The organism is Candidatus Paceibacterota bacterium, assembly GCA_035452965.1.
Lineage (GTDB): Bacteria > Verrucomicrobiota > Verrucomicrobiia > Limisphaerales > UBA8199 > UBA8199.
In genome coordinates, this window is sequence record DAOTCE010000016.1 from 60588 (window position 1) to 85274 (window position 24687).

Sequence of the window (24687 nt, forward strand, 5' to 3'; positions counted from 1 at the left end):
ATTCCAGCCGGGGAGGCTGAGTTGAGCCGCCCTTTTCCCTTCCGTTCGCGTTACTCCCGGGAGCCTCTGCATCGTCGCAATGGCAAGATCCGTGCCCGTGAAGTGCGCGTGCTCGACGAGAACAAGCAGCAAGTGGGGGTCATGTCCCTCAACGAAGCCCTGCGGCTAGCCATGAGCAAGGGGCTGGACTTGGTGGAAATCGCCCCCAACGCCACGCCGTCCGTGTGCCGGATCGTGGATTACGGCAAGTTCATGTACGAAGAGGCCAAGCGGCATAAGGACACGCAGGGGCGCCAGTCGGCGAGCAAGATGAAGGAGATTCAGCTTTCGCCGACGATTGATCCACACGACCTGGAAATAAAGGTAGGCCACGCGGTCGGCTTCCTGTGCGAGGATATGAAGGTGCGGGTCAAGCTGCGCTTTCGCGGGCGGCAGAAGGCGCACACGGAATTCGGGTTTGAGGTGGTCAACCGCTTCGTCCAGAAGATCAGCCCCTGGGGCCAGGCGGATGCACCGCCGAAGATGCTGGGCGACCGCGACCTAAACGTCGTTCTCAGCCCATTGCCTCGCAACAAACGCGCCAGGAATCCCCGCCAATCCGAGCCGCCGGAACCAGCAGCGCAGGGAGCACCGTCGATGCCGCCAGTTGCGCCGCCAGCATCCGGTTCGGCTGCTTAGAGCCTGTTTAAAAATGCCAGTCTAATGCCGGGTGTGGACACCCGGCCTACAGGGAATCGGCGAAAAGGCGCAAGCCTGTAGGCCCAGTCCCCTGACCGGGCGAATTCTCAAACAAGCTCTTAGCCCGGATATTTCATCTTCCGCACGAAATGCTGACAGGCCAGCGCGTGGGCATCCTGCCCGCTTGAGTCACTCTAACCTTGTAAGCGGGCAGGATGCCCGCAGCACCACTTCGCAGGGGTGAGAGGTCCCGACTAGGAATCGGCTTTCGGTTTCACCTGAAGGGTGGAGACCACCTCGCGCACACCGTCAGTCTCCATCGCCAACAGTATCGCCTCGCCGATATGATCGGAGGAGGTCACAAAGCCGGATAAGGTGACTACTCCGCCGGTGGTGTTGACTGAAATATTGAGCGCCGAGAGATCACGGCTCGCGACCAGCTTGGCCTTGATGGCAGCAGTAATGCGCGCGTCGGCGGTGGCATCGGCTATCGCCTTGCCGGCTGCGCTGGCTTCGCGGCGAACAACTTGACCGGTGCGAGCCAGTTCCTCCTTGATGTCCTCGGGCCGCAGCCGGAGAGAGCGGATCTTGTCCTGGGCTGCGTCGCGGGCAGCGGTGGCGGCACTCTCGACCTTCTTCTCGGCCGACTGCCAGCGCGGGTCATTCCGATACGTAGTGTAAAACCAGACTCCCGCACCGCCAACGGCGATGCCCAGGACCAACACCATGAACGTTCTCATACTCAACGCGGTCTATTCGTTGTGGGGAATCTTGATCGTGCTGCCGCCAATAAACTCACGGATGACGGCATCACCGGGGATTATGTCGTAATTCGCAGCCTGTTCCCTGCCCAGCGCCTCCACGGAATCCAGCAGATGCTTGACCCGCTCATAGCGGATGCGGGCGTCTAGAAAACCACTGTAGGATTGAAAGTCCTCAGGGCATGGCAGGTAGCCGTCCGGGCCGCAGAAAAACGGCTTGAGAACGGGCAGGTCGAATGGGAAGCCGCCATTGACAACGTGGTCGGCCAATCCGCTCAACGGGATGATGCTGAATAGTTCGCCTGCGCGGACATAATGCCAGTGCAGGATCGTGAGCAGCGGGCTGTGATTGCGGTGCTGAACATCGCGCAGCATGCGGCGCAGCAGGCGGACATCAGTGAAATGCGTGCGGCGCCCGCTGCTGCCATCGCCCTCGTAGAGAACATTCTGAGTCTCGATGTAGAGGCGGAACTGCGAGGAGGCGGGAATGCCTTCCGTAATGGGCGGGTAAAGCCCATGCAAGCAATCCAGCAGGAGAATCTGCCCGGCCTCCAATTTGATGCGTTTGGTGGCAGTGCGGCGGCCTTCCTTGAAACTGTAAATCGGCTTCTCAATGGTCTCGCCCGCGAGCAGTGCGGCGAGGTGGCTGTTGAGCAACTGGATGTCCAGTGCTTCGGGCGTCTCATAGTTGCGGTCGTTGATCCAATCGGTGGGATGCTCGACGAGCGACCAGAAATAGTCATCAAGGTTGAGCATCAGAAAGCGCAGGCCCTGCTTCTGGAGCCGCTCCGTCAATTTGACGGTGGTGGTCGTCTTCCCGGAGGAGCTCGGGCCGCTGACCCACATCATGCGAAGCGGATCCCCGCCGCTGCAGCGCTGCATGACCTTCCGGGCCGCTTCGTCAAGCGACTGCTCATACAGTCCGAGCGACTCGTCCACCAGCGCCTTGGTTCTCCCGCTGCGGACGATTTCGTTGAGACCGGCGACGGTATCGCAGCCACGCGCTCGGTTCCAGGCCAGTGTCTGATCCATGCGCACTCGCGGAAAGCCGTTGCCCATGAACTTATCCGTCGTAATCGCGCCTTCCCGCAGCCAATGCCTGCCCCAGCGATAACATTCGTAGGCGTCGGCCGTGTTCTGGAAGCCATAGCTCCGCAACGCGTGGAGCACCTCGTCCTGGATTGTCTCGATAGTCGGCGGGAAATTGGAGATCAGGTGATGCGGATCGGAATTGAGGCACACAACCACTGCGTCGGCCAGAAACTCGGCGATCTTGTCATTGCTGCCGTGCGCCTGGAAAATGGCTTCGTTGACGCCGGGGACAAGGTCCTGGCTAAACCCTCCTATGGACTCTGCGGCGTGGAAAATAGCCCGCCGGATGCGCATGTCGTCGAACTTCACGAGTGCGCGATTCCGCTTCTGTACTTTGACTATTCGGTTTTGGACTGCCATGTGGTCTGACTATACACCAGGGCCGGCGGCTGACAACGTAGTTCATCCTCCGGCGGGCACTCCGGACGAAACACGCCAGGACAATCGGCTCCCGCCCCCTGCGCACCGGAAGCAGGTCTCAGGATTGCATGACCGCGGAGGAATGTTAGGCTCCAAACCGGAAGCTATGATACGACGATTCTCTGCTTCAGTGCTCGCGACGATTCTGGTGGGGTGGGCTGCGTCTGCCTCGGCAGCCCCCCAAGACCCCCGGCACAACATCCTTTTCATCTTATCGGACGATCACCGCGCGGATGGCGCGGGTGCGATGGGCAACCCGCGCCTCAAGACGCCCACACTCGACAAGTTGGTTGAGCGGGGCGTCGCATTCCGACGGGCCTACGTTATGGGCTCCCTGGAAGGTGCCGTGTGCTGCCCAAGCCGGTGCATGGTCCAAACCGGGCGCTCGCTGTTCCACCTCCCCAAGGCGAACCTGCGCAAGGGCTACGCCCAATTCGCAACCGCAATGAAGGACAAGACTGAAGGCCGTGACTGGGCACTCGTGCCTCGCGTCCTGCGCGCCCACGGCTATGCCACGTTCCACATCGGCAAACGGAGCAATGAATGTGTCCCCGCCCTCGATTCCTACGACCTCGATATCACCCGCAATGACACCAAGCCGGAAGATCGCGCCCGCTCCAGCCAAGTCCATGCCGACGGCGTAATCGAGTATCTCCGCACCCGCAAGCGCACCAAGTCGTTCTTCATCTACCTGGCGCCGCCTGTGCCCCACGACCCGCGGGTCGCGCCGAGGGAATTCATGGACTTGTACCAACCTGCGGACATGCCTCTGCCGGCGAGCTTCCTGCCCGTGCATCCATTTGACAACGGTGAGATGACGGTTCGCGACGAGCAGTTGGCTCCCTGGCCGCGCACACCAAACATCATCCGCCGGCACCTGGCGGACTACTACGCCTGCATCACCTGCCTGGACTACCACCTGGGCCGCATCGTCGCCTGCCTCGATGATCTCGGTGAACTGACGAATACGATCATCATCTTCGCCGGGGACAACGGGCTTTCGTTGGGCGAGCATGGCCTGATGGGGAAGCAGAACCTCTACGAATACGGCGGCATGCACGTGCCACTGGTGATTGCCGGCCCGGGCATCAAGCAGGGGCGGAGCGACGCCTTGGTCTATCTCTACGACCTGTTCCCAACCATCTGCGATCTGGCGGGCGTGCCCGTGCCGGCGTCAGCCGAAGGCAAGAGCCTGGTGCCCGTGCTCAAAGGGAAGCGCATGCGGGAGCGCGATTACCTGTTCACCGCTTACAAGAACGTCCAGCGCGCCGTGCGCACCGACCGCTGGAAGCTCATTCGTTACCCTCAAGTGGACCAGACGCAGCTCTTTGACCTGCAAACCGACCCGCATGAGTTGAAGAACCTCGCTGCCGCGCCCGAATACGCGGACCGGGTCAAGGAAATGCTGGCCCTGCTTGCAAGAGCGCAGGAGCAGTACGGCGACACTTGTCCGCTTACTCTCGCCAACCCCAAACCGGCCACGTGGTCTCCTCCAGATAGAATGTCAACCAACCCGGGAGGCAAGCAGTAGGTTCCACCCGGCCGGCAATAAAGCTCGGGATAGAGCGGACGAGAGCGGCCCTCGAAAAGAATGAAATTGGACCCACCAGCCGAAACCCGGGAATCCTCCTCAGGATCGTGTGCGCACCCGGTTCGCCAACGCCTCCAACCGCTCGAGCAGCAGCCTTTCAACCTCACCGCGGAAGGGCCCATAGAAGCCATAGTAGATCATTGACGATTCCGTCTCATAACCGCCTTCCTTTATCAGCCGCGCGGTGGGAATATAGCAGGGCACTTCGTAAGCATAACCGACCGGCCAAGGATAATCGCCAGCCAGCAGCCGCTTCAGCTGGCGCGAGTAATCCACCACCACTTCACCTCCCATCAGCACAAAGGTCAGATCATCACCCAGGCGCAAGATCGCCACCGGCAATTTGACCGACCCCGGCGACGGCTGACCAGCGTTCAACCGCTTGAGGTATGCCTCTGCCCGAAGTTTGACATAGATGTCCCCACTCCCCGCGTCCTGTTCCAACTTCTCCCGGCTGGGCTGCACCGCCAGCGGCAGTTCGACTTCTTCGTAGGCCAGCTTCAACGCGCCCCGCACCGGACGCATCGGACGATTCAACACCCCGATCACGGCGCCGGCCAGTTCCAGACCGTGCCGTTTGGCGTCGAGCAACTGGCCGCGCGGCGCCGGGTCAGAGTCGGCACCCATGCCCATTAGAAACATAGCCGCAGCGCCCGGCTGATGCGCCTCGAGGTGTTGGCGGGCATAAGCCATGTACTCGCCGGAAACCGCATACCAGTCCTCGCCGCTGCGGACAGATGTTCCGTGGCAGGCATATCCAAACAGGATCGCGCGGACCGCCCCGTTGGTGCCTCTGACCCGCAGCACGGGCACGTCCCAGTCCGTCGGACCGTTGGGATTGTCACCGAATACGACACTGTCGCCCCGATACACGCGGCGGTTCATTGCAAAGCCGGCGCGACCCAAGCCGTGCTCCAGCGTTGCGGGCTGGCAATCCGCCAGAGCGGCGCCCACTGCCTCCACTAATTTGGCCCGCAGCAACCGGCTGTACTTGGCGATCTGCTCAAGATCCTCTGACGACGGCTGGACCATATCCGTCAGTGTCTGGTCCAACACCGGCGCGGAATGCGTGTGACTGGAGACAACCGCCACCTCGCCTCGGCCCAATTGGAATCGGTCGGCCAGCTCCCGCAGCACCGGCTGCATGAAAGCGTGGCTGACCTCGCAGTTATCCAGTGCGAGAAACACGAACCGCTCACCCGACGGATTTCGCAGGGCCAGCGCCTGCGCTACCAAAGCGTGATCCAGCTTGTCGGCCGGCCGTTTCCGACCGGCGTAACCGGCCAGCCGGATAGGCAGCTCCGGCGTGATGTCCCGCACGGCGATACCCACCTCGGGAGAGGAATTCCCGGCCGCATGGCCAGGGGCCTCAAAATACAACCCGGCGCACAGCACCAACCCAGCGCACACGCCCCGGGATAACTGGCGAGCGGTCTTCATTGGTGGCCCTTTGCGCTCAGGCTTTCACCAACGCAGCGCTGTGAGCCTGCACCTTGCGGATCGCTTCCAGGATGTCGTCCATGGCGCTGCGGTCGGTCAGCAACATCGTCTGGCTGAAGGAGACTGTCGTTTCGCACACCTGCTTGTTGCCTTTCAATTCCTGGAAACTATCGCGGTAAGCCTTGAGCCGCTTGGTGCCCCAAAGCCGCTTGAAGCCGCGCGAGGCAATGGCTTCGTCGAGCAGGCCGTCGTAATACTGCTCGTGGTAGACGCCACCGCAAGGCACCCCTTCCGCCCCCATCGCCTTGGCGAACTGCTCGCGTGACAGGCCGTTGAATTGCGCCGGATCGTAGCGAAACGAATAAAGGTGCCACACCGGCCGGCTGTTTTCCGACAGCCGCACCGGCGTGATGCCAGGAATCTTGCCCAGGTTGGCGCTCAGGTAGTCGGCATTCGCCCGTCGGACTTCGGTTTCCTGGACCAGCTTCTCAAGCTGGTTCCTGAGCAGCACCGCCTGCGCCTGGGTCATCCGGTAATTATTGCCGCGGGTGAAGCACCCGTTCCCCTTGTTCGTTCCGACCGCGCGGCCGCAGTTGTGATAGGAGTCGCACTTGTCAATCAACTCCTCGCTCATGCTCGTAATGGCGCCCCCCTCGCCGGACGGGAGGTGCTTCGATTCCTGGAAGCTGAAGCAGCCCAGGTCACCGAGTGTGCCGCACTTTCGGCCCTTATACTCCGCGAGCCACGCCTGGCAGGCATCCTCGACCACCGCCAGTTTGTGCTTCCGCGCGATGGCGTTGATCGGATCCATGTCGCACGGCATGCCAAAGATGTGGACCGGCATGATCGCCCGCGTCCGATCCGTTATGCGGCTCTCGATCATGGCAGGGTCCACGGTAAGGGTGGCCGGGTCGGTATCGGCAAACACCGGCAGGGCCTTGTGCGAAAGAATGGCATTGTAGCTCGCAATGAAAGTGTAAGGGGAGACGATCACCTCATCCCCGGCATCCACATCCATCGCGTACAAGCTGACGATCAGCGCCGTAGTGCCGCTGGTGGTCGCCAGGCAGCGTTTGGCGCCCAGCAACTTGGCGTAGCCCTGCTCGAACTCCGCCACATGCCCGGCCGAGTTGCGAAACCAGCGACAGCTCCGGTAAACCTCCAGCATTTCGGGCTCCCACTCCTTCCGCCATTGCGGCCAGGCAACCCACCCGCCTTTGTGGGCGGGAGTACCGCCGAGCAAGGCGGGCTTGGCGGCCTCGGCTGCGAACACCCTGGGAGCCTGGCCCGTCCCGAGCCAACCCAAAGCAACGGAACCCGCCGCGGCGGTACGGATGAAACTGCGTCGTGTCAATGTCATATCATTTTTCATGGCTTCGCTTCCTTATCTCAATCGGTTCGGTTATTCAGCGTGGGCGCTGTCAATCGTGCGTGCGATTTCACTACCGGGCCAGTCTAGGCCTGGTCATTGGCGGTGGCAATCCTAATGAGCGGTTTCCGTCCCATCGGACAACACGCGCAAGTCCCTCCGCCCGGGCCGGCACCCGGTAAACCCCCGGGGGCAAATTCATGGATATCCCGGCGCGAAAACCATGGCGTGCCCGATGGCAGGAAATGGCCCCAGAGCGCATGCTGTTACCAGTGCAGAAAACACAACTAACTTCGGAGTAGTATATGATCAAATTCAAACCTTACGGTTTCGACACCACCCCCCCACCAGCGCCAAAGCCTTCCCCAGGCAGAGATGGCCCCGCGGCTCGCCCGGCCGAGGTTGTCGCTCCAACGCTTCCTGCCGGGAAACGAGTGCTGATCGTAGATGACGACCCCATCTTCCTGAAAGCGACGGCAGCGAAACTACAAGCCGCCGGCTTCCACGTTCGGACCGCAACGGAAGGCTCGGAAGTCATCTCCACCCTGGGCGAGGAACCGGCCGACGCCATCCTGATGGACATCACCTTTCAGCCCGATGTTTCCAGCGGTGGCATGGGCTCCTGGGACGGCTTCCAGATCATGACGTGGCTGCGTGGCTATCCGGCCGCAAAAGGCGCCCGCTTCATCATGGTGTCCAACTCGGATTCGGAGTCCGACCGTAGGCGCGCCAAGCGACTGGGTGCAGTGGCTTACTTCCAAAAACCTGTGGATCATGAGCAGCTATTCGCGGCGGTAAACGGGGCGAACTAAGGCCCCACCGCGAAGTGATTCATCCCTGCGGCAGCGTGCTCGCAAGGATTTGCCGAAGCCAGCTCAAGCCCCCGGGCAGACCGCTCGCCTAACAGGCTCCAGCCGGCGCAAGCATGGTTCCTCCGGAAAGAGGTGCCAGAGCTTTCCATCGAACTCCAGCCTGCTCCCCTGCCCCTCTCTCCGAAAACCAGGCGCTCTGGTTTGCCGCTGCCCGGAACCCGACCCCTCCCCCCAAGGGAGTCCCACCGTATCCACACCGTATCCGCACCGTATCCACACCGTGGATACAGCCTTGACATCGCCAGAGAACCCGCGCGTAACACTTTGTCATCACAGGACTTATGAGAATCTAGCTATAAAATCGGCGTTTACATCGCCCCGGTCCTTGTAACCCACTGTAAATAATGAGCATACGCCAATTTCCGTGAGAATTGGCGCCTTCCGTGTCCGGCATTCCCAACTGTCGGCACTACATACCCCCGGCGACAGCGATCGGGCAGCATCCCGCAAACAAAACCTTGATCACCCGCGCCTTCCCGCATACAGCTTTGAACGCAGAAGACCATGACCAACTCCACAACCTCCCCCGGTCTGCCCCGCCCGGCCCGGTTGACGGCTGGCCTGCTCACCAGCGCGATTGTGGCCGCGTTGGGCGGGCTGCTCTTCGGGTTCGACACGGCAGTCATCTCCGGCACAACCGACTGGCTGAAGAGCCAGTTCACGTTGACTGACTTTTCGCTCGGGTTCACGGTTTCGAGCGCTTTAGTCGGCACGATTATCGGCTCGGTCGTGGTGGGCAAGCCGGCCGACGCGTTGGGCCGGCGCGGCGTCCTCTTTTTGCTGGCCATCCTCTTTTTTGTCTCGGCCATCGGCTGCGCGCTCGCATGGGACTGGTGGTCATTCATGCTGTTTCGCTTTCTGGGAGGATTGGCGGTGGGCGGCGCGTCGGTGGTATCACCGATGTACATTGCCGAAATCTCCCCCGCCCAATTCCGCGGGCGCCTCGTGGCCATTACTCAGTTCAACATCGTGCTGGGCATCCTTTTGGCCTACCTGTCCAACTACATCATCGGCAGCCTGTATCCCGGCCCGAACGAATGCCGCTGGATGTTCGGCGTGATGGCCGCCCCTTCGGCCCTCTTCTTCTGCCTGCTCTTCATCACGCCGCAAAGCCCCCGTTGGCTGATCGCCCGCGGCCGTGACGCGGAAGCGCGCGCCGTGTTTGAGAAATGCGGGACCGACCTGGGCAACGTAGAAGAAGAGATCAAGGAAATCCAGGCCTCCCTGGATTTGCAGCATCACCGCCTCGAAGAGCCGTTCTTCTGCCGCAAATACCTGAAGCCCATCCTGCTGGCCGTGGCCATTGCGGCCTTTAACCAACTCTCGGGCATCAACGCCCTCATCTACTACACAGCCCACATCTTCAAAATGGCCGGAGCCGGCGCCGAGTCCGCCCTGTTGCAGTCGGTGATCATCGGGGTCACCAACCTGGTTTTCACCATGGCCGCGCTGGCGGTAATTGACCATTTCGGACGGCGCAGACTCATGCTCGTGGGTTCCTTCGGATACATCCTAAGCCTGAGCGCCGCCGCTTATGCCTTCTACACCAACACGGGCGGTAAGCTGCTGCTGATCAGCCTGCTGGTGTTCATCGCCTCCCATGCCTTCGGGCAGGGCGCGGTCATTTGGGTGTTCATCAGCGAAATCTTCCCGAACCGTGTCCGGGCGCGAGGCCAGGCGCTGGGCAGCTTCACGCACTGGATCATGGCCGCGGCCATCTCGTGGACATTCCCGATTATTGCCGCCAAATCGGGCGGGCACACCTTTGCGTTTTACGCCGTGTGCATGGTGGGTCAGTTGCTATGGGTCTGGTTCCTCATGCCGGAGACCAAAGGCGTTTCGCTGGAGCAGATCCAGAAACGTCTGGGCATCAAGTAGGCCTGGCATGACGGAAGATCCCTCCGAACCTGCCCGCTGGAGTTGAGGTCATGCAACGAAAGGAGAAATGGTGAGTCGAATAGCTGGACTGCTGCTGATAGTGAGCCTTACCGCCGCCGCCACCGAGACCAGGCTGTGGTACGACGAGCCCGCCGCCGACTGGGAGCGGGAAGCGCTCCCGATCGGCAATGGCCGGCTGGGCGCCATGCTGTTCGGCGGCGCGCCCCGGGAGCGCATCCAATTCAACGAGGAAACGCTCTGGATCGGGGATGAAACCGATACCGGCGCCTACCAGGCATTCGGCGATGTGCTGGTTGACCTGGAGCATGGCCCGGTGACCGCGTATCGGCGCGAACTCGACCTGCAACGCGCGATCCACACCGTCACCTACAAAAGCGGCGGCGTAAAGTACCGCCGCGAAGCCTTCGCCAGCTTCCCCGCCGGGGTCCTGATCTTTCGATTCACGGCAGACAAGCCGCGCAGCCTCGCCGGAACCGTGAGGCTGACGGACATGCATCAGGGAAAAGTCAGCGCAGACGGCCACCGTCTATTGGCCTCCGGCTCGCTGGCCGGTTACCAATACGAGGGAACCAACCCTTATGCCATCGCCCTGAACTACGAGGCGCAGGTCCTCGTGCTCAACCAGGGCGGCACGATCAAGCCCGCCGGAGACACGATCGCGTTCAGCAACGCAAATGCGCTCACGCTGCTGCTCGACGCCGGAACGGACTTCGTGCAGGACCGCGCCCAAGGCTGGCGTGGAGCCCTGCCGCATCGCGCCATCACCTCCCGCCTGAGAGCGGCGGAGCAAGTCCCTTACAAGAAGCTGCTGGCCGCCCACCTCCGAGACTACCAGGCCCTCTTCAACCGGGTGGCGCTCGACTTGGGACCAAGTCCGACACGGACTTTGCCGACGGACGAGCGACTGGTCAGGCTGAGCCAGACCCCTACGCCCGACCCGGGCTTGGAAACGCTCCTGTTCCACTATGGCCGCTACCTGCTCATCGCCTCGTCGCGCCCCGGCGGCTTGCCGGCCAATCTGCAAGGCAAATGGAACCAAAGCAACCGGCCGCCGTGGCGCAGTGATTATCACACCGACATCAATGTGCAGATGAATTATTGGCCCGCCGGGCCCGCCAATCTGGGCGAGTGCTTCCAGCCGTATGCCGCCTGGCTGAACTCCATCCGCGAAGTGCGCAAGGCCGCTACCAAGGAAGCATTCCACACCCGTGGATGGACCATGCGGGCGGAGAACGGCATCTTTGGCGGTTCCACCTGGGAATGGATCCAGTCCGGCAGCGCCTGGTGCATGCAAAACCTCTGGGAACACTACGCCTTCAGCGGTGACAAGGAATACCTGCGCACCCTGGCCTACCCGATGATGAAAGAGGTCTGCGAGTATTGGCTCGACCGCCTCAAAACCCTGCCGGACGGCACACTGGTCGCGCCCGACGGCTACTCGCCCGAGCATGGCCCGCGCGAGGATGGCGTCTCGCACGACCAGCAACTGGTCTGGGACCTGTTCAACAACACCGTCGAGGCCGCCGCCGCGCTCAACTTCGACCACGAGTTCCGCGACACAATCGCCGCCAAACGCGACCAACTGCTCAGCCCGAAGATCGGCCGCTGGGGCCAGCTCCAGGAATGGATGGTGGACCGCGACGACCCGAAAGATACCCACCGGCATCTCTCGCACCTCGTAGCGCTGCATCCGGGCCGTCAGATCACCCCGCGAACGTCCCCTTCGCTGGCCGACGCCGCCAGAGTGTCCCTTAACGCGCGGGGCGACGTCAGCACGGGTTGGAGCACCGCCTGGAAAATCAACCTCTGGGCGCGTTTGCACGACGGCGATCGCGCCCACAAACTCGTCGGCAACTTGTTGCGGTTGGTCGGGGACACCCGCATCAACTACCAGGACGGCGGCGGTGTTTACGCCAACCTCTTCGATGCCCACCCCCCGTTTCAGATTGACGGCAACTTCGGCTACACCGCCGGCATTTGCGAGATGCTGCTGCAATCGCACACCGGCCAGATCGAACTCCTGCCGGCACTGCCCAAAGCCTGGCCCGCCGGCGCCGTCAAAGGCCTCCGCGCACGCGGCGGTTACACCGTGGACATCACCTGGAAGCACGGCAAAGTAACCGGCTACCGCATCAGCTCACCCAGACCGCGGACGGCAACGGTCCATGCCAACGGCCACACGAAGACCGAAACCTCGGCGAGACCACGACATTGATGTGCCAGCAGCCGGCTTGACCACCAGGGCGAATGCAGCTATAAACCTTGGTCCATAGACGTTTGTGGCCGGCTCGGGCAGCCTTCCTGGCACCCGCAGTGTCGCGCAAACGGCGCGCAGTGAACTTCGCGCACCACAGCTCGCGAAGCCTACAGCGCTGCATCGCTAGTTTGGAGAGATGGCCGAGTGGCTGAAGGCGGCGGTTTGCTAAACCGTTATACGCTCTAAAGGCGTATCGGGGGTTCGAATCCCCCTCTCTCCGCCATGTTTTATATCCATCTGATAACTAAAGACTTGCGCGACAGGCAGTTGAGAGGAGGGCTCTCAGTCGCAACGCGTAGTCATAACACGCTCAAGAGTTCTCGCGGCTGTTTCCAGCCGTTCAAAGCCGTCCTGAACGCCTGCAAAACAGACGGCCCTCGCGACGACGGCAGGATTCTGCGATCTGGCGCCCTGAGGACAATCAGTCTGAATTCATCGGGCGGTTTCCATCTCATTGCTTCTTCAGAACTACTGGAGAGGCTCGCCCCGACCCAACTCTTAAAGCTGTATGCAGAATGTCGGCTCTTCCGGCTACCGTTTTGAGGCAGAGGAATCAACTCGGTCTCCCGGAAAATCTGCGGCAACTGACCGGGCCGCTGAGCGACCAAGACTATCGCTCGCCCTATCCCCGGCCGGGATCGGCTGCCGTCTGGAACCACTCGACAGGTCCAGCCCCTGCAATAGCAGGAGGTTAGTCCATCAAGGTATTGCAGGGTTTGGTATGTGATGTTGGGACTGGAGTGGGACGCTAAGGTTCAAACCTCACGGACTGGATTCACTTTGGTCTCCGCTATTCTGTCCAGGTTCGTTATGAGGATACGTCTGAGGAAAACTCTTCTGCGACCGCGTCCGGTTGTGCGGTCAACGACCAGCCGGTCTTGATGCCGAGCACAAACCAGCCGAGCACCACGACGCCAATGCCGAAAATCGTATCCCCAATGACACGCAGCCAGCGAAAGGTCTCCATGATGCCCGTCTGCATGAAGTCGGCCGAGCGCGCCCACCACATGCCTTCGTTGACGCTCGCGACGGTTTGCATCAGGCCGCGCGGCAGGTCGGAGAGCAGCACCATGAGCGCGAGTCCAATGTTGATGAACCAGAACGCGAACGCGAGCGGCCCGGTTCGCCACGTCTTGCGCACGGTGAGCCCCTTCAGGCAGAACAGCATCAGGCCGATGCCAAGCATGCCATAAACCCCGAACAAAGCGGTGTGCCCATGGACCGCGGTCGTGTTGAGCCCCTGCATGTAATAGAGGGCGATGGGCGGATTGATGAGAAAGCCGAACAGGCCAGCGCCCACGAGATTCCAGAACGCCACCGCCACAAAGCAGTAGATCGGCCAGCGATACGCCGAGACCCATTTTCGCGCGCGTGAGAGCGTCAGGTTCTCGTACGCCTCAAAGCCAATCAGCACCAGCGGCACCACTTCCAGGGCGCTAAAGGTCGCTCCCAAAGCCATCACCGCCGTCGGAGTGCCGCTGAAGTACAGATGATGAAAGGTCCCGACGATACCGCCCGACAAGAAGATGGTCGTGGAGAACAAGACTGCCGCGGTGGCAGTCACTGTTCGCAACAAACCCATCCGCGTGAACAAGAATACAATGACGACCGTAGCGAAGACTTCAAAGAACCCTTCCACCCATAGATGCACCACCCACCAGCGCCAGTATTCAGCCATGGCATAATGGGTTTGACGACCCCACATCAATCCCGCGCCGTAGAACAGGGCGATGGCCGTTGAGGCGATCAGAAACAGCGCCAGCAGGTGACGGTTTTCACTGGGCTGGCGGAAGGCGGGCCACATCGCGCGGGCCATCAGAAGAAGCCAGACCCACAGGCCCACAAACAGGAAGATCTGCCAGAATCGCCCAAGGTCCACGTACTCGTAGCCCTGATGACCGAACCAGAAGTTGGCTTCAAACCCCATCTCTTGCCGCGTGCCGGCCCACGTGCCGTACATGGACCCGACGACGATAATCAGCAGACAGATGAAGAGAAAATTCACCCCGGCCCGCTGAAACCTAGGCTCATATCCCGATACCGCTGGCGCAATAAACAGACCGGTCGCCAGCCACGCGGTGGCTATCCAGAATATGGCTAATTGCGTGTGCCACGTTCGGGTGACCGCGTAGGGCAGCCATTCAGCCAGCGGAATTCCATAGAATCCGCTCCCTTCCACGCCGTAGTGAGCCGTGACCACGCCCAGCATCACCTGGGTGACGATCAGGGCGGCGACAACCCAGAAATACTTCAAAGTCGCGCGCATCGAGGGCGTCGGCCGCAACGCCAGCAGCGGATCATGTTCCGCCGCTTCGTGCGGTCCTTCTTCCTTATGTTTCAACACCGCATAGTACCACGCCAGCGCGCCAATGCCCGCCAGCAACAGAACAAAGCTCACGACCGACCAGATCACACTCGACCCGGTCGGCACATTGCCCACCAACCGGTCAGGCGGCCAGTTTTGGGTATAGCTGATGTTCTCCCCCGGCCGATTCGCCGCGCAGGACCAGGACGCCCAGAAGAAAAACGCCGTGATGAGATGACGCCGTTCCGGGTCACGCAACACGTTTGACGGAATTGCATACGCCTCGCGCAGCTCGGCCAGTTCCGGCGCATCGCTGAATAGCCGCTTGTAATGCTCCGCCACCGCGCGAACTGCCGCAGCGCGATCCTTTGAGACAGTCAGTTCGCCGGAGTCCGGGTTGTGGGTGTTCGTTCGCATCTCCACCTGCAGCCTTGCCCGCAGCGCTCCCTGGTCCGGCGCTGCAAGTTCTTCATACGGCCTGCCGAATCGTTCTTGCGCCCATTGCTCGAGCAGCCAGACCGCCTCCCGATGCAACCAGTCCGCCGACCAATCCGGAGCGACGTAGGCGCCGTGTCCCCACACCGTTCCCATCTGCTGGCCACCGGCGGATTGCCAGACATTCTGCCCATCCAAAATCTCTTGCTTGGTGAATAGAACCGTACCGTCCTCGGCAATGACCTTTTCCGGAAGCGGCGGCATCTCCTGGTAGATGTCGTTCCCGTAGTAAATCAGAACGGCAAATGACACGACGATAACGATTGCCAGGCTGGCCCAGAGCTTTCGATAGTTCATAGATTGTTCGTTTACAGATCATTCGCGGCACGCACTTTCGCCGGCTGCTTTCGTAAGTCAGCCAGCGTGCAGCCATCAAGCACCGCGAAAAATGCCGACCCTGCTTCATCCAGCGCACGCCCAACTTGAAGGCAGGAACAATCTGCCACGTCAGATCAGCGGTGTCTATACCTTCTATCACCCGTGCTGATACATCGCCGGGTCGGACCATGTCTTCCAGGCGAATTCTCCCCAACTGCAAAACCAGGGCGAATCCACCGCTTACGCCACGTTGCCTTCACAGATACTCGTTGCGCCCCCCCTGCGGCTGCTTGAGCAAAATATGCACCCGCACGTTCACCAGCAGACCAATGGGTCATCCGTAAAATCGCTGGTCGCAGCGCAGGTTGTGCCTGAGACGATTGAGCATCCACTGACCCGATTGGAGTCCGACATTACCGCACCCGCGTAGCGCCCAGTGCGAACGGGTGTGCAGTAGCAAGTTCCTGCGCAGCTCAAACAAAGCTCTGAGATCCATGCAAACAGTGGAGGATTCAATAAATCCAACCGAAGCTTCGAGGGCGACACTTGGGCAGGAAAGCACCATAACGTGAAATGAACCTGAACTTTGAAGGAAAAATTCAATAAAATCCCGTTCCCAAGCGTCTAGCCTCCAGTCGGCCGAGAGGCCGATCCGAAATAAAGATGCCTATGAAAAAGACCTTTCTGCTCTGCGGGTTACTGGCCGGCGTGGTCGTGCTCAATCAGGGTTGTGTGGCGCCGGGGCATTATGAGGTCGCCTATTACGAGCCCGTCTGCGCACCGCCACCACCGGTGGTAGTCGCGCCCGCACCGATTATAGTGCATCCCGGCTATCGCTACTATCCTCCCCCTCGGGGACACTTCCATGGCCACGCTCACCACCACTGGCGGTAGGGTCAGTAACCGTCAGAGGTTATCCTGGGGCAGCGCAGCTAGGTTCTCTATTAACACGAAGTCCCAGGGCTAAAGCGCAAGGTACCCTTGACCGTTCAAGGGAGTCCCATGGCGTTGGTGTGCGGCCGCATTGAAGTGTTTCATACGCCTGCGCTGCGCTGAAGCGCTCGCAGGTCACAGCATCCGCGTTTCAGCTCATTTCAGGTCGTCGAGAAACAGGCGATCGAAGTCCACCTCTGCCGGCGCGCGCTCGGTGATTATCCGGCAAAGACACCGCGTGAGCGGCAACTCTTCGCGGCCCAGCAGTCCCCGAGCCTCCAGGCCCGGAAGCGCCTTGGCAATCTGCGTCACCACAAAGGCGCTCTCCAGCGTCTCTCCAGCCATCTCGGCGCGGGCTTGCTCGTAGGTCATGCCCTTGCCCAGCAGCCGCCCCAGCCGAACGGTGCGCCCCCCCATGCAAGTCACGTACTGATCGCCCACGCCGGGCAGTGAAGCCGCCATGGCCGGATCGCCACCCAGCAGAGAGACCAGCCGCGCCATTTCTTTGGCACTTGCGCCGAAGAGCGCCGCTGCGGGATTGTGATTCTGCGCGTCCGCCTCATCAGGCCCTCCCAATTTGTCCAGCATCCCCCCCGCCAGCCCTACCGCCAGCGTGAACGCGTTCTTGAGCGCCACGCAGACCTCCACGCCTATAATATCCGTCGAGAGAAAGATGTGGTAATAAGGCGTCTTGAACATCTGGCGCAAGACGGGGAGAACCGCGGCATCACGGGACGTGAAATAGACGCAGGTCTGGCGCCGCCCGGCCAGTTCGCCCGCAATGCATGGCCCGCCAATGGCCGCCAGACTCACTTTGCCCCGCACCGCCGCGGGCAGCTCATCGGCCAGCACGTCGGGCAGTATGCGCAGATTACCGTCGGCAGTCGCTTCCAGCCCCTTGGTGACGGCGATGATCTTCATGCCAGGTTTGAGGTGGGGCGCCAGTGTGCGCCCGATCCAGTGCACCCCGGGCGAGCTTACGCCGCTGACGACAACCTCGACGCCTTCCAACGCCTCCGCAATCTGGCCGACCTGAAATGGCTGCACATTGTCCGGGAGCCGGCGCCGCAGGCGAGGATGCCAGCGTTTCTCCAGGCACGAAGCAATGATCTCGGCGTCAAGATGGGTCCCGACCAAGCGGACGTGGTGGCCGTTATCGCTTAGCGGCCAGGCCACCGCCGATCCCATCATCCCCGCGCCTACGATTGTTACATCAGACATGCTGCATCCTCAATGCTGCTTGCGCAACGCTGTGGTGTTATTGTGTTGCCAGCCATAATGAGGCGGCAGGGTGTCAGGCCGACGTCAACGGGTCAAGTTCCTGGGCGGAGAAGCGTGGCGGAACCGCCAATTTGACGCGCCGCTTATCACCGTAAGCCATAGATCTTCCGCGCGTTCTTGGAGAAGAGCCGCACTCGCTCAGCCTTGGTGCAGCCATTGGTGATTTCGCCCACCGCCTCCAACCAACGGCGGAAGCTGCAAGCCAGGGTGCACACCGGCCAATCGCTCCCGAACAGCACGCGCTTGAACCCAAACTGCGCCAACACCTGATTGACGTAAGGTCTAAGCTGCTCGATCGTACCTGTGCTCCAATCCAGGCTGGTCGCCGCCCCTGAGACCTTGCACGAGATGTTCGGCAACGCGGCCAGTTTCTGGATGTCCTGGCTCCATCGCTCGAAGGCCCCCTGCTTGATATTTGGATTGCCAAGATGATTGAGCACAAAGGACACCTGCGGGCATTGTTCGACGAGCTTGACCACGGCGGGAAGCTGTTCCGCGCGAGCCCCCACATCAAACGTCAGCTTCGCTTGCGCCAGCATCTTCACGCCCGCGACAAATGGCCGGCGCAGGCAGAACTCCACGTCTCGCTCGGATTGAATCAGGTGCCGGATGCCCTTGACCAGCCGGCGATGGGAGAAGTCCTCCAAGGTCCGCGCGAGGGCCTTTTCGTCGTCCATCGGCGCAAAGGCAACGATACCCCCGATCCGTGGTTCCATTGCTGCCAGTTTCTCCACCCAGGCTGCCTCCTCCCTGCATTGATCTCGCCGGCATGCGGCCTCAACGAACACCAACCGCTCAACCCGAACACCGTTTGTTGCCTCCCAGTAATCCCCCGGGAGTCTCGGACCGCCAATCGCCAGGTTCCGCAGCCAACCATAGTCCAACCCCGCCGGATCCCAGAAATGCACATGAGAGTCAATGATAGGCAGGTCGGCCAGTCGCTGAGGCAACACTGTCTCCGCGCCCCACAACGAACGCTTCAAGATGGAAATCCCCAAACAAGTCATCACACTCGATTTGAGGAAGGCCCTTCTTCTCATGCGCTTACCCGCTCACCCTGCACGGGATACGAAAATGACAGCACGGCGAAGTAAAAGCCTGGTGTTCACCTTCCAAAGTAGAGGCTTAAACTGCGGGCCGCTTCAAGACTCCTAGCGCTGAATCCGCGCCGATCCGCCTTTGGCGAACGCGCGGACCTGGTCCAGCGTAGCCATGGTGGTGTCGCCGGGGAAAGTGGTCAGGAGCGCGCCATGAGCCCAACCGAGCTTGACTGCTTCCGCCGGCTCTTCGCCGGTCAGCAGGCCATAGAAGAAGCCAGCCGCGTAACCGTCGCCGCCGCCGACGCGGTCGAGAACGTCCAACTCGCAGGTGGGCGCGGTGTAAGTCTGACCGTCAATCCAGGCAACGGCGCCCCAACTGTGGCGGTTGGTGGAATGCACCTCGCGGAGGGTGGTGGCCACGACCTTGATCTGGGGATGCTTCTTCGTGACCTTGCCAATCATCCCGATGAAGGCGCTGGGGTCGAGCTTGTTCTTGGCGGCGACTTCGGGCCCAGGGATGCCCAAGCCCATCTGCAGGTCTTCCTCGTTGCCGACCAACACGTCCACGTTTTTCACGATGCGGTCGAGCACCTTGATTGCGCGCTCGTGGCCGCCCGAGATGTTCCACAGCTTGGCGCGGTAATTCAGATCAAAGGAGACCACGGCGCCGGCGTTCTTGGCAGCCTCCATGCCCTCGATGATAACCTCAGCGGTGGTCGGAGAGAGTGCGGCGAAAATGCCGCCGCTGTGGAACCAGCGGACGCCGCCGGCAAAGATCGCCGGCCAGTCGAAGTCGCCCGGCTTGAGCTGGGCCCCGGCCTCGTTGTTGCGGTTGTAGAAGACCACCGGCGCGCGCACGCCCTGGCCACGATCGCTATACACCGCCGCCATGTTGGGGCCGTGAACCCCGTCGTGTTTGAAATGCTTGTAGAAAGGCCTCACGCCCATTGCCCGGACGCGCTCGGCAATGAGGTCGCCGATGGGGTAATCCACCATCGCCGTGGCGATGCCGGTCTGCATGCGGAAACAGTCGGCCAGGTTGGCGGCGACGTTGAACTCACCGCCGCTGACGTGAATTTGGCATTGAGTCGCCTTACGGAATGGGATGATGCCGGGGTCGAGCCGATGAACTAGAGCGCCAAGGGACACCAGATCCAGCGCTCCACTCTTTGCGATATTTAAGCCGTGCTTCATATGAGTTTGGTGTGGTATAATGCCCAGAAGCTGGGCGGGTTGTCTGCCAAAAAGTTGACGGCCGACCGAAGCCTGCGCGAATCCAAGGCGCCGCGGCTGCCACCGTCAGTCGGCGCATTTCTGCGCACTCTCTAGAATCAGGGCCGGCTGACACCAGCGGCTACCGTTGCGGGGAATCTGGGATCGGCCCAAGCCAAATTCTTGGAGGACGCGAGGCATGGCTTCTGCTCCTGGCAGCGGAGCAATGTTTGGTCGAGTAATATTGAAACCGCGCCTCCTCGCGATCGGGTTGGCCTTCGGAACCAGTCTTCCACTTGTGGCCATGGACCGCTGGAGCGCGCTTTCGCAGCTCGAGTCGGGCGACAACGACCAGGCCGTAGGCGCCGCCGGGGAGATTTCCCGCTACCAGATCAAGCCCGAAGTATGGTGGCATTACGCATCCACCAATGCGGACTGGACCAATCCCGAGAATGCTCTGTTGGTCACCCGGCACGTTATGCAGGAACGTAGCGCCGCTTTTGAACGGGCCATGCACAGGCCTCCGACGGACGCCGAGTTCTATATCCTGTGGAATGCGCCCGCGCAGGTACGCCGGCCGAGCAAGGCGGTGCTCGCCCGTGCTGAACGATTCTGCAACCTGGTGAATCGGCGTGAAGCGGCCAGCTAAGAATCTCCGGTGGCGGGCTGCACGACCCTCTCGAGCAGCACCCTTTGGCGCGGATCGAGGGAAAGCTCCATTGCCCGTGCTTGGGCCGCTGGCGTCATCTTCTTCCACGTCTTCCGCAACGCGTTGATCACTTTGGCGGCGTCGTGATTGCCAGCGAGATCGGCGAACTGGTGTTCGAGGAAGACCAGGCAGAGGGCGTCTTCCAGGACCCGGCCCTCCGCATCGTGGGGGAAATTCCGCTTGAGGTTCAGGCTCTGGACGCGGGCAACGACCTCTTCCGAGTAGCCTACCTCGCGCAGGATCTCACCGGCCTTCTGCGCATGGAAGTGTTTGAGATCCTCGCGCCATTTCAGGTAGCCTGCGCGGGTCATGGGATAGGAATCGCGCGGCACCATCCAGCGGCGGAGATGCTGGCAGCGGGCGGCGAGTCGAAGCTCTTCGGAAGCGTCCGGGCAGAGCTTCAGCACCCACTCGGTGAGCCATTGTGCGTAAAGCAGCTCGCGGGGACGCGCGATACCTGCGACCTGGTCGAGATGCGGGTCGCGCGAATTCTCCTCATCGAACCGGCACAGGGCGGCATCGAAGCGCTGCGAGTCGCGGGGCTGAAAGGTCTCGGCCATCGGTTTGGTGTTATGGCATAGGTGCGGTAGGATGACAAGAATACTACGGTAGATTATGAATAGACCAATGTTTAGCGGGCCGTCGTCGCAGGATGAGTTCCAACGGCAGATGTCGGAATTCATTCGGCAGCATTTCCAGGCCGCAGGCGGGCAACCAGCAGCGGAGCCCGCAGATGCCGGCGTGGCGGAAAGCCCCGGGCGGCAAGGGAAAGCCGACCTGTTGGATTTCAACTACAAGCCGCGCGAGGTGAAGGATTACCTCGACCGGTTCGTCATCAAACAGGACGAAGCCAAGAAGGTGCTGAGCGTCGCCCTTTGCGACCACTACCACCATGTCCGGCTGGCGCTGGAGGGGAAGGAGTCGCCGAATTACGCCAAGCAGAACATCATCCTCGTCGGACCCACGGGCGTGGGCAAGACGTTCCTGATCCGCTGCGCGGCGGACCTGATCGGGGTGCCGTTTGCCAAGGCCGACGCGACGAAGTTTTCCGAGACCGGCTACGTGGGCGGCGACGTCGAGGACATGGTGCGCGATTTGTTGCGCCTGGCCGGCGGCGACGTAACTCGCGCGCAGTACGGCATCATCTACATTGACGAGATTGACAAAATCGCCGCCGCCGGCAACGCGGTGGGCCGCGATGTCAGCGGGCGCGGGGTGCAGACCAACCTGCTTAAGCTGATGGAGGAAACCGAGGTGCCGGCGCGCTCGCCCAACGACATCGCCGGACAAATCCAGGCGATGATGGATTTCACCCAGCGCGGCCGCAAAGCGCCCAGCACCATCAACACCAAGCACATCCTCTTTATCGTCAGCGGCGCGTTTGGGGGGTTGGAGCAGATCATCCGCAAGCGGCTGCGCGAAGCCATTATCGGCTTTGCCGCCAAGGAGCGTCCACTCCAAACGCCGGAGGACGTGCTGGGCCACGGCCAAACGCGGGACTTCATCGAGTTTGGCTTTGAGCCGGAGTTCATCGGGCGGCTGCCGGTGCGCGTGGTGTGCCACTCGCTGAAGGTGGACGACTTATTCCTGATCCTGAAGAGCTCCGAGGGCAGCATCATCCGGCAATACGAGCAGGACTTCGCGGCCTACGGCATCGAGGTGCTGTTTGACGACCAGGGGCTGCGGCGGATCGCCGAGCGCGCGGCGGACGAGCAGACCGGCGCGCGCGGCTTGATGACGGTGTGCGAACGGGTCTTCCGCGACATCAAGTTCGAATTGCCGTCCACCAAGGTGCGCCGCTTCGTGGTCACACGCGAGTTGGTAGATGATCCGGTAGCCGAGCTGCAAAAGATATTGGCGGACCCGGCGCAGGAGGAACGGATTGTCACGCGGCAACTCGTGGACGAATTTGCGCGGCGCTTCCAGGCGGCGCACGGCATGACCCTCCGATTCACCGAAGCCGCCGCCGACCTCCTGGTCAAGGAGGCGCTGGATAAGGGACAGCCGATCCGCGACCTGTGCGCAACACGGTTCAAGGACTTTCAGTTTGGCTTAAAGCTCATCGCCCAGAACTCAGGCCAGAATGAGTTCGTCGTTGATACGGATGCCGTGCAGGCGCCGGACAAGGTGCTGAGCGATTGGGTCGTGGCCAGCTATCGGAAGTAGAGGCGGGAAACAACTCGCCCGGCTTGCCGGCGAGGGCTTGTGCCTGGGGTGCCGGATCAGGAACGGTCGCCGGGTGCAGGTTGAAGGCCGCGAGCCGCGCGAAGTGGCTTGAGCCGGCGGGCACTTGGCGGTTTAATGCGGCTGATGCCAGCCTTGAAAGGCAAGAGCAACCTCCTGCGCGGCGCCCGGGTTTATCTCTCCGGGCCGATGGATTTTGTGGCGTCGCGCGCCGCGGAAAAGCGGTCGGGTTGGCGCAACCGGGTAAGCCAATTCTTGCAGGGGATGGGCGTGACGGTGTTCGACCCCTGGTTTAAGCCGGACGTGCGCGGACTGCACGAGTACGGCCGCGAGGACGTCAAGAGCGGCGACCGTATCCGGCAGCGGTGGACCTACGCCGGCGGCAGGAAGGGGGCTCGGGCGCGAGCTTGGTGCGCCAAGCGGTTTTGGGAGACGCTGCATATTGACTTGCGGATGGTGGATACCAGCGATTTTAGCATCTCGTACTGCCCAACGAACATCTATAGCGTCGGCACGCCGCACGAGATCATCATGGCCACCATGCAGCACAAACCGGTGCTCTTCGTCAGCCCGCCGATCCTCTTCCCGGCCCTGCGCAAATTGCGCGAACACCTGGCAAATGACCCGGCAGGCCGGGAGCTGTTGGAACGCCTGGAACGGGAGCTGCCGATCAAGGAAAACCCGCGCGGCATCCCCAGCCTGTGGTACATCCCGCTGGTCGGCGGGGAGAACTTCTTCGACGGCTTCGGCTTTGCGACCTACCGCAAGCGCTTCGGCTGGCACGAAGACATCCCGATTGATCAACATGAGAAACGCTTCCCCCCCCAGCGCCCACTGCTGCCGTTCCTCGAGACGTTAAACCAGCGGTTGCCCCGGAAATGGGACAGCAAACTCAACCGCTTTGTGCCCGACGACGACTGGCTGCTGTGGGATTTCCGCGCGCATAACATCCGCGGCAAGCACGTCCAATCTGTCCGCAAGTAGTCTCAGGCGCCCGCGGGCTGCGACCGTAGAACGTCTACGCGCTGCCTCCGGTTCAGCGTATCCCTGTCCAGATTGTAGAGGCAGTCAAAAAGCTGCTCCTTGAACGAGGCGGGGCCGGACGACTTATCGGCCGCGACCTCTGCCGCGATGCCGTAACAAGCCAGGGCACACGCAGCCGCCAGGCCCAGGTCCAGTTCAACTGCCGCGAAAGCCCCGATCAGCGAGGCCGCCATGCACCCTGTCCCGACCACGCGCGTCATCAGGGGGTGACCGTTCTTCACGAGATACGTGCTTCGGCAGTCTGTGACGATATCCACCTCGCCGGTAATCACCACCGCGGCCTTGCGTTGGGCCGCCAGATCTGCAGCCAGCCGAGCCAGGTCGCCGCTGACCTCGGTCGCATCAACACCCCGGGTCCTGGCAGTCTGCCCGCTGACCCTGGCCACCTCAGAGGCATTGCCCTTGATTACGCCCACCCTGACCTCGTCGAGCAACTCCACACATTTCCGGTCGCGTAGAGCGGTGGCGCCTGCGCCACAGGCATCCAGCACTACCGGGATGCCCTTCTGGTTTGCGCTCCGGGCGGCAAGCTTCATTGCTTCGACCAGTTCAACGGTCAGGGTCCCGATATTCAAAACCAGAGCGGAGGCGATTTGCGCCATTTCGCCGGCCTCCTCCGGCGCGTGGGCCATCACCGGCGAGGCACCCAGGGTTTTCAGCACCTGCGCGCAGTCGTAAATCGTCACCCAATTGGTCAGATGGTGCACCACAGGCTTTTGATGCCGAACTCTCTCCAATAAGTCCCAGGGCTCTGATTTCATAATGCGGTGTGGATGAAGCGCATAGT

20 protein-coding genes and 1 tRNA gene are annotated in these 24687 nt (G+C 61.5%); 11 read left to right on the plus strand and 10 right to left on the minus strand.

Annotated features, from left to right (window positions below; genetic code table 11):
- The first annotated feature begins 21 nt into the window (after positions 1–21).
- On the plus strand, positions 22–678 hold the full coding sequence (infC, locus tag P5205_13285) for a translation initiation factor IF-3 (protein ID HSA11335.1): 657 nt from the start codon (positions 22–24) through the stop codon (positions 676–678).
- 254 nt (positions 679–932) lie between these two features.
- Here infC and P5205_13290 read toward each other — a convergent pair whose 3' ends face one another.
- Entirely contained in the window at positions 933–1418 is a 486-nt protein-coding gene (locus P5205_13290; GenBank protein HSA11336.1) for a BON domain-containing protein, read from the minus strand.
- Positions 1419–1430: 12 nt separating this feature from the next.
- The gene (locus P5205_13295) at positions 1431–2891 is read right to left on the minus strand and encodes an ATP cone domain-containing protein (GenBank protein HSA11337.1); all 1461 of its coding nucleotides are present in this window, start codon (positions 2889–2891) and stop codon (positions 1431–1433) included.
- Between the two features lie 166 nt (positions 2892–3057).
- Here P5205_13295 and P5205_13300 point away from each other — a divergent pair, with 166 nt between their 5' ends.
- Complete coding sequence (locus P5205_13300; GenBank protein ID HSA11338.1) at positions 3058–4482, plus strand: sulfatase-like hydrolase/transferase; 1425 nt, start codon at positions 3058–3060, stop codon at positions 4480–4482.
- A gap of 99 nt (positions 4483–4581) precedes the next feature.
- On the opposite strand, the gene P5205_13305 is transcribed toward P5205_13300, so the two are convergent.
- Positions 4582–5982, minus strand: coding sequence for a neutral/alkaline non-lysosomal ceramidase N-terminal domain-containing protein (locus P5205_13305; GenBank protein ID HSA11339.1), 1401 nt, complete (start codon positions 5980–5982; stop codon positions 4582–4584).
- Positions 5983–5998: 16 nt separating this feature from the next.
- On the minus strand, positions 5999–7342 hold the full coding sequence (locus tag P5205_13310) for a DegT/DnrJ/EryC1/StrS family aminotransferase (GenBank protein ID HSA11340.1): 1344 nt from the start codon (positions 7340–7342) through the stop codon (positions 5999–6001).
- Positions 7343–7656: 314 nt separating this feature from the next.
- Here P5205_13310 and P5205_13315 point away from each other — a divergent pair, with 314 nt between their 5' ends.
- The 4 genes from P5205_13315 (at position 7657) to P5205_13330 (ending at position 12602) form a co-directional block, all read left to right on the plus strand.
- On the plus strand, positions 7657–8163 hold the full coding sequence (locus tag P5205_13315) for a response regulator (GenBank protein HSA11341.1): 507 nt from the start codon (positions 7657–7659) through the stop codon (positions 8161–8163).
- Between the two features lie 564 nt (positions 8164–8727).
- Positions 8728–10101 (plus strand): sugar porter family MFS transporter, encoded by a 1374-nt coding sequence (locus P5205_13320; GenBank protein ID HSA11342.1) that lies wholly within the window; start codon positions 8728–8730, stop codon positions 10099–10101.
- 67 nt (positions 10102–10168) lie between these two features.
- Positions 10169–12337, plus strand: coding sequence for a glycoside hydrolase family 95 protein (locus tag P5205_13325; protein ID HSA11343.1), 2169 nt, complete (start codon positions 10169–10171; stop codon positions 12335–12337).
- A gap of 172 nt (positions 12338–12509) precedes the next feature.
- Positions 12510–12602: transfer RNA gene (locus P5205_13330), tRNA-Ser, on the plus strand.
- A 585-nt stretch (positions 12603–13187) separates the two neighbouring features.
- On the opposite strand, the gene P5205_13335 is transcribed toward P5205_13330, so the two are convergent.
- Positions 13188–15476 carry a nitric-oxide reductase large subunit gene (locus P5205_13335; GenBank protein HSA11344.1) on the minus strand — a complete coding sequence of 763 codons (2289 nt, stop codon included), beginning with the start codon at positions 15474–15476 and terminating at the stop codon, positions 13188–13190.
- Positions 15477–15798: 322 nt separating this feature from the next.
- Between P5205_13335 and P5205_13340 the strand changes: the two genes are divergently transcribed.
- Positions 15799–15927 carry a hypothetical protein gene (locus tag P5205_13340; protein HSA11345.1) on the plus strand — a complete coding sequence of 43 codons (129 nt, stop codon included), beginning with the start codon at positions 15799–15801 and terminating at the stop codon, positions 15925–15927.
- A gap of 239 nt (positions 15928–16166) precedes the next feature.
- Positions 16167–16391: a hypothetical protein gene (locus P5205_13345; protein ID HSA11346.1), complete on the plus strand. Its 225-nt coding sequence runs from the start codon at positions 16167–16169 to the stop codon at positions 16389–16391.
- Positions 16392–16586: 195 nt separating this feature from the next.
- Here the strand turns inward: P5205_13345 and P5205_13350 are convergent, their stop codons facing one another.
- The 3 genes from P5205_13350 to P5205_13360 form a co-directional block, all read right to left on the minus strand.
- The gene (locus P5205_13350; GenBank protein HSA11347.1) at positions 16587–17651 is read right to left on the minus strand and encodes a glycerol-3-phosphate dehydrogenase; all 1065 of its coding nucleotides are present in this window, start codon (positions 17649–17651) and stop codon (positions 16587–16589) included.
- Positions 17652–17797: 146 nt separating this feature from the next.
- Complete coding sequence (locus tag P5205_13355) at positions 17798–18694, minus strand: amidohydrolase family protein (protein ID HSA11348.1); 897 nt, start codon at positions 18692–18694, stop codon at positions 17798–17800.
- A gap of 168 nt (positions 18695–18862) precedes the next feature.
- On the minus strand, positions 18863–19945 hold the full coding sequence (locus P5205_13360; GenBank protein ID HSA11349.1) for a sugar kinase: 1083 nt from the start codon (positions 19943–19945) through the stop codon (positions 18863–18865).
- Between the two features lie 322 nt (positions 19946–20267).
- On the opposite strand from P5205_13360, the gene P5205_13365 reads away from it, so the two are divergent.
- The gene (locus tag P5205_13365) at positions 20268–20612 is read left to right on the plus strand and encodes a hypothetical protein (protein HSA11350.1); all 345 of its coding nucleotides are present in this window, start codon (positions 20268–20270) and stop codon (positions 20610–20612) included.
- Here P5205_13365 and P5205_13370 read toward each other — a convergent pair.
- Positions 20609–21232: a DUF4202 domain-containing protein gene (locus P5205_13370; GenBank protein HSA11351.1), complete on the minus strand. Its 624-nt coding sequence runs from the start codon at positions 21230–21232 to the stop codon at positions 20609–20611. The two genes, P5205_13365 and P5205_13370, sit on opposite strands and share 4 nt — an antisense overlap.
- A gap of 55 nt (positions 21233–21287) precedes the next feature.
- Between P5205_13370 and P5205_13375 the strand changes: the two genes are divergently transcribed.
- Positions 21288–22838 (plus strand): AAA family ATPase, encoded by a 1551-nt coding sequence (locus tag P5205_13375; protein HSA11352.1) that lies wholly within the window; start codon positions 21288–21290, stop codon positions 22836–22838.
- A 144-nt stretch (positions 22839–22982) separates the two neighbouring features.
- On the plus strand, positions 22983–23840 hold the full coding sequence (locus P5205_13380; protein ID HSA11353.1) for a hypothetical protein: 858 nt from the start codon (positions 22983–22985) through the stop codon (positions 23838–23840).
- Between the two features lie 2 nt (positions 23841–23842).
- On the opposite strand, the gene thiM is transcribed toward P5205_13380, so the two are convergent.
- Positions 23843–24661: a hydroxyethylthiazole kinase gene (gene thiM, locus P5205_13385; GenBank protein ID HSA11354.1), complete on the minus strand. Its 819-nt coding sequence runs from the start codon at positions 24659–24661 to the stop codon at positions 23843–23845.
- Positions 24662–24687 lie beyond the last annotated feature (26 nt).